Origin of the sequence: Ruminococcus sp. Marseille-P328 (genome assembly GCF_964249465.1) — a bacterium.
Lineage (GTDB): Bacteria > Bacillota > Clostridia > Lachnospirales > Lachnospiraceae > Blautia_A > Blautia_A faecis.
Map to the genome: position 1 here is coordinate 111,835 of NZ_CAXUBQ010000010.1, position 13,215 is coordinate 125,049.

At 38.8% G+C, this 13,215-nt stretch carries 17 protein-coding genes; 13 read left to right on the forward strand and 4 right to left on the reverse strand.

The window, feature by feature from the left end; translation table 11 throughout:
• Window positions 1-198 precede the first annotated feature (198 nt).
• The 11 genes from ligA to ACESTK_RS09085 all read left to right on the forward strand — a co-directional run bounded on the left by ligA (window position 199) and on the right by ACESTK_RS09085 (window position 8,945).
• Window positions 199-2,154: an NAD-dependent DNA ligase LigA gene (gene ligA / locus ACESTK_RS09035; RefSeq protein ID WP_373119564.1), complete on the forward strand. Its 1,956-nt coding sequence runs from the start codon at window positions 199-201 to the stop codon at window positions 2,152-2,154.
• A 292-nt stretch (window positions 2,155-2,446) separates the two neighbouring features.
• Entirely contained in the window at window positions 2,447-3,388 is a 942-nt protein-coding gene (gene metA, locus ACESTK_RS09040; protein WP_173716862.1) for a homoserine O-succinyltransferase, read from the forward strand.
• A gap of 435 nt (window positions 3,389-3,823) precedes the next feature.
• Window positions 3,824-3,997: a hypothetical protein gene (locus ACESTK_RS09045; protein WP_173719018.1), complete on the forward strand. Its 174-nt coding sequence runs from the start codon at window positions 3,824-3,826 to the stop codon at window positions 3,995-3,997.
• Window positions 3,973-4,536: a hypothetical protein gene (locus ACESTK_RS09050; protein WP_118584045.1), complete on the forward strand. Its 564-nt coding sequence runs from the start codon at window positions 3,973-3,975 to the stop codon at window positions 4,534-4,536. Before ACESTK_RS09045 ends, ACESTK_RS09050 begins: the two co-directional genes overlap by 25 nt.
• A 114-nt stretch (window positions 4,537-4,650) precedes the next feature.
• Window positions 4,651-5,598: a ParM/StbA family protein gene (locus tag ACESTK_RS09055; protein WP_118584046.1), complete on the forward strand. Its 948-nt coding sequence runs from the start codon at window positions 4,651-4,653 to the stop codon at window positions 5,596-5,598.
• Window positions 5,595-5,942, forward strand: a complete 348-nt coding sequence (locus ACESTK_RS09060) for a hypothetical protein (protein WP_118584047.1) — start codon at window positions 5,595-5,597, stop codon at window positions 5,940-5,942. The genes ACESTK_RS09055 and ACESTK_RS09060 overlap by 4 nt, the downstream gene beginning before the upstream one ends.
• A gap of 20 nt (window positions 5,943-5,962) precedes the next feature.
• The gene (locus tag ACESTK_RS09065) at window positions 5,963-6,355 is read left to right on the forward strand and encodes a hypothetical protein (RefSeq protein WP_187564854.1); all 393 of its coding nucleotides are present in this window, start codon (window positions 5,963-5,965) and stop codon (window positions 6,353-6,355) included.
• 392 nt (window positions 6,356-6,747) lie between these two features.
• Window positions 6,748-7,179: a sigma factor-like helix-turn-helix DNA-binding protein gene (locus tag ACESTK_RS09070; RefSeq protein ID WP_118584049.1), complete on the forward strand. Its 432-nt coding sequence runs from the start codon at window positions 6,748-6,750 to the stop codon at window positions 7,177-7,179.
• A gap of 2 nt (window positions 7,180-7,181) precedes the next feature.
• Window positions 7,182-7,364, forward strand: a complete 183-nt coding sequence (locus ACESTK_RS09075; protein ID WP_118584050.1) for a helix-turn-helix domain-containing protein — start codon at window positions 7,182-7,184, stop codon at window positions 7,362-7,364.
• A 276-nt stretch (window positions 7,365-7,640) separates the two neighbouring features.
• Window positions 7,641-7,862 (forward strand): hypothetical protein, encoded by a 222-nt coding sequence (locus tag ACESTK_RS09080; RefSeq protein ID WP_118584052.1) that lies wholly within the window; start codon window positions 7,641-7,643, stop codon window positions 7,860-7,862.
• 54 nt (window positions 7,863-7,916) lie between these two features.
• Window positions 7,917-8,945: a phosphoadenosine phosphosulfate reductase family protein gene (locus ACESTK_RS09085; protein WP_118584051.1), complete on the forward strand. Its 1,029-nt coding sequence runs from the start codon at window positions 7,917-7,919 to the stop codon at window positions 8,943-8,945.
• 226 nt (window positions 8,946-9,171) lie between these two features.
• On the opposite strand, the gene ACESTK_RS09090 is transcribed toward ACESTK_RS09085, so the two are convergent.
• The 4 genes from ACESTK_RS09090 to ACESTK_RS09105 form a co-directional block, all read right to left on the reverse strand.
• Window positions 9,172-9,513 (reverse strand): helix-turn-helix domain-containing protein, encoded by a 342-nt coding sequence (locus tag ACESTK_RS09090; RefSeq protein WP_204454564.1) that lies wholly within the window; start codon window positions 9,511-9,513, stop codon window positions 9,172-9,174.
• Window positions 9,514-10,298: 785 nt separating this feature from the next.
• Window positions 10,299-10,751, reverse strand: coding sequence for an Hsp20/alpha crystallin family protein (locus ACESTK_RS09095; protein ID WP_118584015.1), 453 nt, complete (start codon window positions 10,749-10,751; stop codon window positions 10,299-10,301).
• Window positions 10,752-10,887: 136 nt separating this feature from the next.
• On the reverse strand, window positions 10,888-11,343 hold the full coding sequence (locus ACESTK_RS09100; RefSeq protein WP_118254521.1) for an Hsp20/alpha crystallin family protein: 456 nt from the start codon (window positions 11,341-11,343) through the stop codon (window positions 10,888-10,890).
• 294 nt (window positions 11,344-11,637) lie between these two features.
• A complete protein-coding gene (locus ACESTK_RS09105) occupies window positions 11,638-11,859 on the reverse strand; it encodes a S24 family peptidase (RefSeq protein WP_118584014.1) in 222 nt (73 codons plus the stop codon).
• Between ACESTK_RS09105 and ACESTK_RS09110 the strand changes: the two genes are divergently transcribed.
• Together ACESTK_RS09110 and bsh are read left to right on the forward strand one after the other, a co-directional pair.
• Window positions 11,818-12,090, forward strand: a complete 273-nt coding sequence (locus tag ACESTK_RS09110) for a hypothetical protein (protein WP_330382803.1) — start codon at window positions 11,818-11,820, stop codon at window positions 12,088-12,090. The two genes, ACESTK_RS09105 and ACESTK_RS09110, sit on opposite strands and share 42 nt — an antisense overlap.
• 134 nt (window positions 12,091-12,224) lie before the next feature.
• A complete protein-coding gene (gene bsh, locus ACESTK_RS09115) occupies window positions 12,225-13,202 on the forward strand; it encodes a choloylglycine hydrolase (RefSeq protein WP_118339757.1) in 978 nt (325 codons plus the stop codon).
• Window positions 13,203-13,215: the final 13 nt, after the last annotated feature.

Sequence of the window (13,215 nt, forward strand, 5' to 3'; positions counted from 1 at the left end):
TTCCCGCAGCCAGAAGGCAGGACAGTGTACCTGTATTTTCAAAAAAACAGGGGAGAGACAGCATTCCCTTTTCTTCAATTCCAGAAGAAAAAAGGCAAAATAAGCCAGCTGCTTCCCGCACTATTTCAAAAAAACGGCAGTCTGTCTCACAGAGGAAGTCTGCTTGCAGTAATTATAACAGTAAAACAGGAGGACATCATGGAACACTCTCTACAGCGAATGAAAGAACTGGTAGAAAAGCTGGACCAGGCCGCGAAGGCATATTACCAGGAAGACAGGGAAATCATGAGCAATCAGGAGTACGACAGCCTGTACGACCAGCTGGAGCAGCTGGAAAAAGAAACCGGCACTGTACTCACAAATAGTCCTACTGTCCGTGTAGGATACGAGGCAGTCAATGAACTTCCGAAGGAAGAACATCCAAGCCCCATGCTATCCCTTGATAAGACAAAAGACAGGGAAGTGCTCCGTGGATTTATAGGAAATCACAAATGCCTTTTATCCTGGAAGCTGGACGGACTGACCATTGTTCTTACTTATGAGAACGGTGAACTTGTGAAAGCAGTAACAAGGGGGAATGGAATTGTAGGTGAGGTTATTACCAACAATGCCAGGGTGTTTAAGAATATTCCTCTTCGCATCCCTTATAAAGGTCAGCTGGTGCTTCGGGGTGAGGCGATTATCACTTATTCTGAGTTTGAGCGGATCAACGAGACTATAGGCGATGCAGATGCCAAATATAAGAACCCGCGGAATCTTTGCAGTGGTTCCGTGCGTCAGCTGAATAACGAGATTACGGCGAAACGAAATGTGCGTTTTTATGCCTTTGCCCTGGTAAGTGCCCGGGATGTGGATTTTTCTAATTCCAGGGAGCAGCAGTTTATCTGGCTGAAGAAACAGGGCTTTGAGGTGGTGGAGTATAAGTTGGTTACCTCTGAAAGTCTGGATGAAGCCATGGATTATTTTTCAAAGACAATTGTAAACAACGATTTTCCGTCAGACGGACTGGTGGTGACCTACGATGACATCGCCTATGGGGAGTCTCTGGGGAGTACTGCGAAATTTCCGCGAAATTCCTTTGCTTTTAAATGGGCGGATGAAATGCGGGAAACCAGGCTGGTGGATATGGAATGGAGTCCGTCAAGAACCGGACTGATTAATCCGGTTGCAATTTTTGAACCAGTGGAGCTGGAAGGTACTACAGTAAGCCGTGCAAGCGTGCACAATATCAGTATTGTGAAGGAACTGCAGCTTGGAATTGGAGATACCATTAAGGTGTATAAAGCCAATATGATCATTCCACAGATTGCGGAGAATCTTACAAGAAGCGGCAATCTGGTAATTCCGGATAAATGTCCGGTGTGCGGCCGGGAGGCGCGTATCCGCAAGGAAAACGATGTGGAGACATTATACTGCATGAATCCGGACTGTGTTGCCAAGAAGATTAAGTCCTTCAGCCTTTTTACCAGCCGTGATGCCATGAATATTGACGGACTTTCAGAGGCAACTCTGGAGAAGTTTATTGCAATGGGATTTATTCATAATTTTGGTGATATTTTTGAAATTGGAAAATATAAAGATCAGATCGTAGAAATGGAAGGATTTGGTCAGAAGTCCTTTGATAATCTGATGGTGAGTCTGGAGAAAGCGAAAAAAACTACTCTTGCCAAGGTGATCTACAGTCTTGGGATTACAGGTATCGGTCTTGCAAATGCCAAGGTGATCTGTAAATATTTTGACGATGATATAGAGAAAATCCGCCATGCGGAGGAAGAAGAGATCAGCTCGATTGAAGGAATCGGTCCGGTAATCGCCGGAAGTCTGGCTGATTATTTTAAGAGCGCAGAGAATAATCAGAAGCTGGATCATCTGCTCAGTCATCTTCATCTGGTTCATGAGGAGACTTCAGCAGAACAGGTTTTTGCAGGGAAAACCTTTGTTATTACAGGCAGTGTGGAGCATTTTTCCAACCGTTCTGAGGCAAAGGAATTTATCGAAGCCCGCGGCGGTAAGGTGACCGGCTCTGTAACAAAGAAAACAGACTATCTGATTAATAACGATAAAACATCTGCTTCTTCCAAGAACAAGAAGGCTCAGGAACTGGGAATCCCGATTTTGTCGGAGGAGGATTTCCTGGAGCTGGCGGGGATTTAAAAGAAAATTTGGGTAATCTGTACGTTGTACTTTGCGGTATATTTTGCAGAATGCCTTTTGGTAATCTGTGTTTTTTGCTTACTTCGTTTACAGCAATCCCCTTTGCGATGCATAAAAATCATGCAATCCCATGATCTCGCGACGAGGTTTTCGGGTTTTCTGTGAACTTTGTTTATAAAAAACACCTCGCGGAACGTTACCAGTGAACAGTAACTTTTTCATAACTTGCTTGTGCCTTGAGCGAAGCGAAAGGAATGACAAAAAGTATGTATAATAGTAGGAGGAAATTGCAATGCCAATTAAAATACAAAGTGATCTCCCGGTAAAGGAGATTCTGGAAAAAGAAAACCTGTTTGTTATGGACGAGAACCGTGCTATGCACCAGGATATCCGTCCGATTTATATTCTGATCTTAAATTTAATGCCACTGAAAGAGGAAACCGAGCTTCAGCTTCTTCGCTCTCTTTCCAATACTCCTCTGCAGGTTGACGTAAGCTTTATGGCAGTGGAGTCCCATCAGGCGAAAAACACTTCCAGGAGTCATCTGAACAAATTTTATCAGACTTTTTCTGAACTGAAAGATAAGAAGTTTGATGGAATGATCATTACAGGAGCACCGGTAGAGCAGATGGAGTTTGAAGAGGTTGATTACTGGGAGGAAGTTACCCAGATCATGGACTGGTCAGAGACCCATGTGACATCTACCATTTTCCTGTGCTGGGCTGCTCAGGCTGCGCTCTACCATTTCTATGGACTGAAGAAACGTAAGCTGGATAAGAAAATGTTTGGCCTTTTCTGGCACAAGGTAATGAACCGCAAAATTCCGCTGGTCAGAGGGTTCGATGATGTATTTCTGGCACCTCATTCCCGCCATACAGAAGTTCCTATTGAAGATGTACACGCCTGCAAAGACCTTACTGTCCTTGCAGAATCCGACGAAGCAGGTCTTTTTCTTGCCATGGCAGAAGACGGCCGCAAGATTTTTGTGATGGGTCACCCGGAATACGACCGTGTCACCCTGGACGGCGAGTACAAACGCGATCTTGGCAAAGGTCTCCCCATCGAAATGCCTGAAAACTACTACCGCGACAACAACCCCGAAAACGGTCCGCTTCTGCTGTGGAGAGCCCATGCCAACAACCTGTATACCAATTGGCTAAATTATTACGTCTACCAGAGCACCCCGTATGACCTGTACGGAACACCTGATTTTTCCAGTATTTCCAGGGGTTAAGAGAGTTGCGCATTTCACGTAAATTATTATAATTTCACGCTATTTATTACGAAAATGGAGTAAAAATGGAGTACTAGAGGTGTGAAAATGGGGTATCAAAATAAGAATGTAAAAGGTGTGTAAATGAATATTTTTTATAAATTTTGATGAATAAAAATACATGAATAAGTCCATGGGTTATTTGATAACTTATGGGCTTATTTTAGTGTTTGGGACAATTTTTAGCCCAGATATTATTGGGCTTTGTTTTTAGAAAAAGAGAAGATGCATTATTGGTGCGATTGTATTTCAATGTGGTTCTTATTTCAAATCAAAAAAATCTTAAAAAAATCGCATTTTTTTTCCATTTTTTTACACATTTCGACAAGTAATTCCATTATTTATAATAGGAGAGTATAGTACCACTCCATAAAATTAGAAACGGAGGAATCAAAAATGTGGCATTTTTGGCTTTTTTTCTGGATCCTGCTGGCAGTGGTAATTATACTCATGTATTGCTGCCTTGTTAGAGCTGGAAAAATGGACGACGAAATGGAGAAGGCGTTTAGAAAATTAAATGAAAAGAGAAAGGATGAGACAGAGCTGTGGCAAGGGGAAGATCAGGAGTAATTTCAAAGGAATATAAGGGGGAAGAAAATACTGCCTATCATGACGTTATTAAATTATTCAAAATTTATCGGGCTGTAAACTGGCAGATGCAAATTAAAATTAATCAGGTTAAACGTCGATTCCATATGGAGTATGGTACAGACGTGGATGAATTCTTAGAAAGCATTTATCAAGCGGGAATGGACGTGGAAAGAGATTTGGCATCTGAGAAAGAGCGTGTAGAGGCCATCAACCGATCAAACCAATATTTGCGTTTAATTGATGAAGCCGTTGATCTTATGCGAAGGTACCATCCGCAGGGGGAGCGGTATTATTGGGTACTTTATTACAGTTATTTATCGTCAACAAAACCAGAGAACATTGATGAAATCCTGGACAAGCTGGAACTACATTTTCCGCAATATGCAAGAGTTCACAGGACTACATATTTTCGTTGGCGTGAACAGGCTTTTGAAGCTGTAGGAAGCATATTATGGGGCTATGAGGGAGAAAGTGAACGTGTACTGAAGCTGGTTTGTGAAGATTACGTAGAAAAATAATTATTTCCAAAATCCTATTGACACAGATTTTCCAAAATCTCTATAGTGAAATTGCAAGGACGCAAAAAAGGCGTATAGCAATACTATATTTGGATTTTGAAAGGAGAAATACATATGATTATTTCAGTGGATACCGGTAATAAACACATGAAAACAGAGAACTGTGAGTTCAATTCCGGGGTGGAAATTTTGGATACACTGCCAGGAGAGTTGGAAGAGGTGATTGAGTACGAAGGAAAATATTATATGACAACGAATAGAAGAATCTCGTATATGGAAGATAAGACCGCAGATGATCGGTATTATATTCTGACATTATTTGCCATTGCAAAAGAATTATCTTACCGCGAAAAAAATGAAGGTTTGCTTCCGCAAAATTTACAGGAGATTGAGCTTCTGGTAGGACTGCCGCCTGCGCATTATGGGAAACAGCGAAAAAAATTCAGGGAGTATTTTTATCGGAATGGGGCAGTAGTTGAATTTTGCTATAAAGGCATTTCATACCGAATTGTTTTCAAAGAAGTAAAAGTTTATATACAGGCATATGCCGCATATTGTCTTCTTGCTGTGAAGAAACAGTTATCGGTAATACCAAAAATTTTATTAATCGATATTGGTGGCTTTACCGTAGATTATATGGTTTTAAGATTTGGACAGCTGGAAATGGAGTATGTCGATTCATTAGAAAATGGTGTCATTCGGTTATATAACAGTATTAAAGCTGCGATAAGACAAAAATACAGTATTCTCTTGGATGAAGAGGATATTGACAATATTATATTGGAAAGAGGTGGTTGCTATAAACCAGAGTTAAAAGAACGTGTACGTGAGGTTGCTATCGGATATGTGACAGAATTACTTGGAAAGTTTCGTGAGCTTGGAATTGATTTCAATACGACACAGACAGTATTTCTTGGAGGAGGTTCTATTTTATTGGCAGATTTCATCCAAATTGTATGGAAACGATTCGGTGTAGAATACAATATTATCAATGATACAAAAGCAAATGCAAAAGGGTATCGCTTACAGTATCTGGTTGAGAATAAGGAGGAACGGAAATGAGTAAAAAAAATGAGTACCGTTTCAATCTCCGTTTTGATGAAACCGATGAAGATCATCGGAAAGTCTGCCAGTTTTTGAATGATTACTGTGGTAGCAGGAAAAAAGCCAGATATATTGTTAAAGCAGTACTGGCCTATTGGACAATCGAAAATAAATCAATTGAACAGATAGCCCCAAAGCCGGTTTTTTCTGATCAGCCAAAGGAACAAAAAGTTCCTTTGGCACCAGAAGATAAGAATGAGGAGGATCATTTTGTAAGTATAGATGGAGAGTATGAAGCGAATGATGCGGAGGTTTCTTTAATGCTGAAGAATTATAAGCTGTTTGATAATTCTGAGGATTAGACAGGGAGGTGCAAAAAGTGATGGAACTTAAAATATTGGGGAGCATTTGTTTTCTGGAGGCAGTAGGGACTGTCGGAAACATTATGGGATATCATTTGGGAGCAGGAATCTGCCTGGCAGGAACAAGTTTGCTGACAGTATATACAGTTTATCTGGGAATGGAAAAAACACATAAGAAAATATGTCCGGAGTGTCAGTGTGAAATTCGGAAGTCGTATAGAATCTGTCCGGAATGTGGACACCTTTTTCAAGAAGGGTTGTCTGAAGAACAGCTAACAGATGTTATTGAAAAGGAAAAAGAAGACGATATGAGCTCCGAGCAGATTGATAGGGCATTTGAAAAAGTAGATACTCTTTCAATGGAAGAAGTCAAGGCCTATGATTCAGAACTGGATGATTTTCTAAGAAAATAGTATCTTTGGTGTTTGGTTAGGTTGTGGAAGAAATCAAGAATGTGTTAAATTGCATAAATTAATTATACAAAAATTGTGAAAATTCTATGAAGAAATGATGCCAAAAATTATTTGAATCGTATTATATATAGAATGTAAAAGAAAATATAATTCCTGGTTCCATGTAAATGTTTGCGGTTAACTCCATTGTGGCATGGATCGATCAGGCAGGAGGAACAGAAAATTCATAAAAAGCAGAAGGATACTCAACATTACCTGGTTTGTGCGGACTACTGGAAAGTTATTTCAGTAGTCTGTTTTGTTAATTGTAAAAGTGGTTGTTATTATGACAAATTGCAAAGAGCTCCGCCAACTGGAGAAGTTTTACAGGATTACAAATTAGGGGGGCAATAATGCCAAATAAAATGGATAAAGAACTAAAGAGAAAGTTTGGAGCGTATTTAAAAGTTTCAATATTGAACGCGAAAAAAGAATACCTGATAGAGCTGAATAAAATAATCAAAACAGAGACATCTTTGGATGAAGTTGATTCTATTGAGGATAAGGCAGCAGAACGCATGTTAGAGAATGTCTGTATTGATTATAAAATCAAAGATGGTGAAGAATTTCATGCGAGAGACGTATTAAATAGTATTGATGATCCCACGCTTTATTCTGCTATTTCTGCTTTAAATACCCTTCAGATTGAAATATTAGTATTGCGATGTATTGGAAAGAAAACTTTTCGTGAAATTGGGAAACTGGTAGGAAGAAGTGAGTTACAAGCTAAAAACATATATTTCAATACACTTACAAAACTAAGAAAAATCATAGGAGAAAAATAGATATGGGATTTAGGGAACTTCTTAATAGAGCAAAAACGATGGATGATACCGCGATGGTTCAGATAATAGAATTATATAATCCGCTATTATATAAATACGCAAACGTAAATAGTCAATTTGATCAAGATTTATATGAGGAGTTTGTATACCGTTTGATTATATGTGTTGTGAAGTTCCCATATTAAACCAATAAATATAATAATGCAATATATTGTATTATACAGTTGACAAAATAGCTATATATAGATATTATGAACATGTAATCATTTTTGTTTCTGGATTCAGAAACAGATATTTTGTTCAGGCTTATGGCCTGGAGAAAAAATTTAACCAATCATATGTACAAATAAAAGCATAGAAAGACATTGATTTATTTGAAAAATGAATGTCTGTTCTGTGCTTTTTTTGTGCGCAAAAAGGAGGTGGCTTCGTTGAAGAATTTTCAGAAAGGAGGAGAACGAATGAAATTTAAGCCCACGGTAGTATTATATGGATCCGTGATGCAGCCATTGAAGGAAGGACAGAAAGCTCACTATTGTCAGAATGGATTATGGCGTTCAACAGGAAAAATTAGGCGAGTATTGGAGCAGAATGATGAGTATGTAAAGTTTGAGACAGATACAGTTTGCTACTGTATTAATTTCTATGAGGAGGGCACTGGTGTTGTAGCACTGGCTGCATAAGGACGAACCTACGGATATTTTTTTTAATATCCGTAGGTTAATGGAGCTGAATAAATGTACATTCTTCAGGATGAATTGAAATTAAATGAGTGGCAATTTAGTCAGCGGAAATACCTGCCCTATGAAATGAAAGTGAAGCTTGCGGAAACACGGATTCAAGAATGGTATGAAAACTGGTATGGAGATGTGTACCTTAGTTACTCTGGGGGCCTGGATAGTACGGCACTGCTGTATATGATACGAATGGTATTAGGAGATGAGATACCGGCTGTATTTTCTAACACAGGACTGGAATTTCCAGAAATTGTACGGCACGCACGTAGGGCAAGCGGTAACTTTGTGGAGATTTATCCCAGGTGGAAGTCTGGAAAACGAGCTTATTTTTCGGAAGTTGTGGATAAATATGGTTTCCCGATTGCTTCAAAGGAAACGGCAAGCAAAGTCAGTAAACTTCGTCATGGTAACCTAAGTGATCGCTATCGTAATTACCTTTTATATGGGGATGAACGTGGGAAATTTGGTATGTTGCCTAAAAAATGGCGTTTCCTTGTTTGCATGCAGTGCGATATAAGTCCAAAGTGTTGTGATATCCTTAAGAAGGAACCTTTTACCAGATATGTAAAAGAGACTGGAAGAAAGCCGTACATTGGAATTACACAGGATGAAAGTTTTCGAAGAGAACATCAGTATTCGAAAACAGGATGCAATGTATATAGTGGAGCTCTTATAAAAAGTCAGCCTTTGGGTTCTTGGACGAGGGCTGATGTACTACGATACATTGTTGAAAAAGATATTGAAATCAGTTCGGTATATGGGGATATCCTACAGGATGAATTTGGACAGTACTATACGACTGGTGAACAAAGAACCGGATGTATGTTCTGCGGATTTGGCGCACACTTAGAGGCTGAACCAAACCGTTTTCAAAGAATGCTTGTAACGCATCCTAAACATTATAAGATCTGTATGAATTTGACTAATAATGGAGTTCGGTATGAAGAAGCGTTGAATGCGTGCGGAATACCAACAAAAACATGGGAGCAGGCAGGACAATTAAGCCTTGATTTAAAAAATGCTGCTTAGAATGAAATCGAGGGGCTGTCCTGAAAACGTAGTTCAGCGATAACCTATAAACAAGTATTCTAAATAAGCTCGCCTTTTGGCGGGCTTATTTCCTTCTCTTAATTATACAGTTAAAGAGATTCATTTCGGCTGAATCATTACATTTACCCCTAACTTTTCTAATGTACGAATATTCCTATTGATTATCTTTTCTTGATTGATAACGGAGTAGTAGTCCGCTCCAAGGTCATGATAAGGAACTTTCTCTTTTAGTATATGATAGATCGCGATTAACATGGTATGGGCTACTGCAATTAAAGCCCTTTTCCCACCTCTGCGCGCGGCAATTCTTTGATAACGGGAGTAGAGATAACTTTGCTTGTTGTTGTTTCAATTCTTTGGAATATTTTTTATTCCCTTTCAATGTGAATGCATTTGCTCCCATAGATTCATAGTTTCGAATCCATTGTTGGACAGATGCGAGACTTACATCAAACATATCGGCAATTCGCCGTTGACTTTCTTTTCCATCCAGATATAGATTTACAGCATATATCTTATCCGCAACAGATACTTTTCTTTTAGACATAAAATATGCTCCCTCCTAAGTGACAAGTTTTTATTATTTCACTTGTCTACCTAGAAGGGAGCATATCAAATAGACAGTTCTAAGAGAGGGAGGGTGTGACTCATGTCGAGTCACACCCTCCCCAAATTTTTATCATAAAAAGAAAAAAAGATGGCTAACGACAACCATCTTTCTCTCCGTTACATGTTATAATGTAACTATGCTGAGTCTCGGAGTCATCCAGAACACCAAGCCAGCGCCGTCTGTGAGAGTTCCACAGTTTAAGCCATTTGTAAAACAGGTTTTGTGAAATGCCGAAGCGCTCACAGAGCTGTTCTATGGAGCCAAGGGAGGCAAAGTACTTCCCCAGAAGACACAGAACAAAGAGCAGGCTGAAACTGGAGTAAAGAGATTAGGTGAAAATGGAGAACGAACAGATAGTAATAGAATTAAAAGAACTTTTGTATATGGAATTCAGGCGATATTTATATCGAAGGAAAGCAAATGTAACCGCCCAGAGTATCTTGCTGGCGATCGGGTATAACATAAACAAGCTTCATTATAAGATTCAGGCAGGAAGGACAGGGCGGCATTTATTTCCACTCAAACAAACCGCCTGATTTTGACAGGTCAAAAGTAAATCCTGAAAACGAACCTTTTTCCAGAAAAGGTTTATTAAAGTTCGCCTTCTTGTAGAAACAGAATGAAAGGAGAGAATATTTCGCCTTAAAAACGGCAAAAAGATGCTGCCGCACCTATGATTTCCTAATCATTGATGCGACAGCCCCGACTATAAGGAGATTTCCTTAACCTTCAATGGCAATATAACCATCTTTTTCTATTTTCTCAGGTGCTTTCTTTGGCACGGACAGTTTCAGAATACCATCTTCATATTTTGCATGAATGTCTTCTTCGCTTACTGCATCGCCTACATAAAAGCTTCGGCACATGCTGCCCGCATAGCGTTCACGCCTGATATAATTACCTTCTTTATCTTTTTCATCTTTATCCAGTCCCTTTGCAGCAGAAAGTACCAGATAACCATCTTTCAGCTGTACCTGAATCTCGTCTTTCTTAAATCCCGGAAGATCGACATCCAGTTCATAGCTACCGTCTGTTTCACGGATATCCGTTTTCATCATGTTCTGCGCATGTTTACCATAAAGCGGATTCTTCTTGCCCCAAAACTCATCGTTAAACGGGAAGTTCATCCAATCATCATCAAATAAGTTTTCTCCAAAAATACTAGGCATTAACATAAGTCATATCTCCTTTTCATGACAAACAAATCTATATTCAAGTCTTTCGACTGTTACTTACAATTATATTTAAAGGGTACTGCCCGAAATCTTCGGGCAACACCACGAGCTTTTTATCAATCAGATGTTATCATTATCATTCAATGGTTATATATTTCGGATCATTGGAAACTGGTTTTGCTTCTTTCTTCGGAACAAACAGTTTCAGGATACCATGTTTGTATTCACCTTTAATGTCTTCCTGAGTCACTTCTTCGCCTACATAAAAGCTTCGCTCGCAGGCTCCTGCGTAACGTTCACGTCTGATGTAGTGTCCCTTCTTATCTTCATCGTCTTCATCCAGACCTTTTGCTGCACTGACAGTTAAGTAACCATCTTTCAATGCAACTTTGACTTCATCTTTCTTGAAGCCAGGAACATCAACAATCAGTTCATAACCTTCCGGTTTTTCCTTAATATCTGTCTTCAGGAGATTCTGTGCTCTTCTTCCGTACAGCTTCTTTTCCGCTTTCTTCTCATCTTTGTCATCATAATAGAATGGTGTAAAGAAATCATCAAATAAGTTTTCTCCAAAAATACTAGGCATTAACATAAGTCATATCTCCTTTCAAAAGCTCCCTAGATCTTCACGATCCAGTCTGCTGTATTATCATTTCTAGTTCTTCGAACATCTGGAATACCTTTTCTTTTATCTCTCTTCCTTTGTTCTATCTGTAATATAACACGCATTATTAGCACTGTCAAGAGGTGAGTGCTAATTTTTTGTGAAGATTTTGTGAATGATTTTGTGAAACTTGTGAATGTGTTTTGTGAACGCTATAAGCCATGCAAAATGGTGAAAAAAGACGCCCTGCAAGTTTACTGTTAATGCATCAGCCTTTTAAAATTAGCCAACTACTTTTCCAAAAGTTTTTAAGGTGGAGCCGGAAGTGACTTGGATAGGAGCATATTTTTTATTTAGAGAAATAAATTGGATACCGGAATCAGATTGATGATATTTCTTTACATAAGCATCACCATCGAGGAAAAAGACACCGATTTCTCCTTCTTCAAGAGTTTCTTGTTTATGAATCCAGATGATCTGTCCATCCAGATAGAGAGGCTCCATACTGTCACCACATATGATGTTGTTCCGAAAGAAGAAATTGCTGAATTTGAAGAGCTTATGCGCAAAACCATAGCTGACATTGTATCAGAAGCCAGTAGCGTTGTCTTTTGGGTGTATGTGCAGAAATATGTGAAGCACAAAACCCTAAACGAAATGCTGCAAGAATTGCCAGACGTAGGTCAATTCATCCTAGCTATGGATACCTGGTTTGAAAAACTGATGGAGAAATAATCTAGGAAAATAGTTTAAAGTTTACATGTTATGATCATGTATGAAGTTGGAACAAAATAAAAGATTGTGCTATACTATTGTTCAAGAAAAAAACTCATTGACATATTTCAATCTATTTAGGAGGATAAACGATCATGTGTACAGCAGCAACTTATAAAACAAAAGATTTTTACTTTGGACGAACCCTCGATTATGAATTCTCTTATGGTGATCAGATAGTAATTACACCACGTAATTATGCGTTTAATTTTCGCCATGTTGGCGATATGAAAAATCATTATGCAATTATTGGAATGGCTCATGTTGCAGAGGATTATCCTTTGTATTATGATGCTATGAATGAAAAAGGAGTGGCAATGGCAGGACTGAATTTTGTCGGAAATGCTGTTTATGCCGCGATTAAGCCAGATGTGGAAAATATTGCACAGTTTGAATTTATTCCGTGGATTTTAAGTCAGTGTTCTTCTTTAGTTGAAGTTCGCGAGCTTCTTGAACGAATTAATATTGTTAATACTCCTTTCAGCGAGCAATTGCCATTAGCACAATTACACTGGATCATTTCTGATGAGAATGAGTCAATTACGGTAGAATCTATGTCAGATGGTTTGCATATTTATGATAATCCAGTAGGAGTGCTTACGAATAATCCGCCATTTCCACAGCAGATGTTTCAACTAAATAATTATATGCATTTATCTCCTAAACAGCCCAGAAATACTTTCTGCGAAAATTTGGCTCTTGATGCATATAGTAGAGGTATGGGAGGATTAGGTCTTCCGGGAGATCTCTCATCTTCCTCACGCTTTGTACGTGTAGCTTTTACAAAGGTAAATGCAATTTCAGGTGAATCAGAGGAAGAAAGCGTTAGCCAATTCTTCCACATTCTCGGATCTGTGGATCAGCAACGAGGATGTTGCGAAGTAGCGGATGGAAAATATGAAATCACATTGTATACGTCGTGTTGTAATGTTACAAAAGGTATTTATTATTACAATACTTATGAAAACCATCAGATCAGTGCAGTAGATATGCATGTAGAAAATCTGGATAGTGATAAAATGATTTGTTATCCAGTAATTCAAGGAGAACGAATCAACTATCAAAATAAATAATGTTTTGAAATCA

Excerpts from the sequence above, each read along its gene's own strand:
- ligA (WP_373119564.1), top strand. The coding sequence starts at position 199 with ATGGAACACTCTCTACAGCGAATGAAAGAACTGGTAGAAAAGCTGGAC.
- ACESTK_RS09080 (WP_118584052.1), top strand. The coding sequence starts at position 7,641 with ATGAAATTTAAGCCCACGGTAGTATTATATGGATCCGTGATGCAGCCA.
- ACESTK_RS09095 (WP_118584015.1), bottom strand. The coding sequence starts at position 10,751 with ATGTTAATGCCTAGTATTTTTGGAGAAAACTTATTTGATGATGATTGG.
- ACESTK_RS09110 (WP_330382803.1), top strand. The coding sequence starts at position 11,818 with ATGAATCCAGATGATCTGTCCATCCAGATAGAGAGGCTCCATACTGTC.
- metA (WP_173716862.1), top strand. The coding sequence starts at position 2,447 with ATGCCAATTAAAATACAAAGTGATCTCCCGGTAAAGGAGATTCTGGAA.
- ACESTK_RS09090 (WP_204454564.1), bottom strand. The coding sequence starts at position 9,513 with ATGTCTAAAAGAAAAGTATCTGTTGCGGATAAGATATATGCTGTAAAT.
- ACESTK_RS09075 (WP_118584050.1), top strand. The coding sequence starts at position 7,182 with ATGGGATTTAGGGAACTTCTTAATAGAGCAAAAACGATGGATGATACC.
- ACESTK_RS09055 (WP_118584046.1), top strand. The coding sequence starts at position 4,651 with ATGATTATTTCAGTGGATACCGGTAATAAACACATGAAAACAGAGAAC.
- ACESTK_RS09105 (WP_118584014.1), bottom strand. The coding sequence starts at position 11,859 with ATGGAGCCTCTCTATCTGGATGGACAGATCATCTGGATTCATAAACAA.
- ACESTK_RS09060 (WP_118584047.1), top strand. The coding sequence starts at position 5,595 with ATGAGTAAAAAAAATGAGTACCGTTTCAATCTCCGTTTTGATGAAACC.
- ACESTK_RS09070 (WP_118584049.1), top strand. The coding sequence starts at position 6,748 with ATGCCAAATAAAATGGATAAAGAACTAAAGAGAAAGTTTGGAGCGTAT.
- bsh (WP_118339757.1), top strand. The coding sequence starts at position 12,225 with ATGTGTACAGCAGCAACTTATAAAACAAAAGATTTTTACTTTGGACGA.
- ACESTK_RS09045 (WP_173719018.1), top strand. The coding sequence starts at position 3,824 with ATGTGGCATTTTTGGCTTTTTTTCTGGATCCTGCTGGCAGTGGTAATT.
- ACESTK_RS09100 (WP_118254521.1), bottom strand. The coding sequence starts at position 11,343 with ATGTTAATGCCTAGTATTTTTGGAGAAAACTTATTTGATGATTTCTTT.
- ACESTK_RS09065 (WP_187564854.1), top strand. The coding sequence starts at position 5,963 with ATGGAACTTAAAATATTGGGGAGCATTTGTTTTCTGGAGGCAGTAGGG.
- ACESTK_RS09085 (WP_118584051.1), top strand. The coding sequence starts at position 7,917 with ATGTACATTCTTCAGGATGAATTGAAATTAAATGAGTGGCAATTTAGT.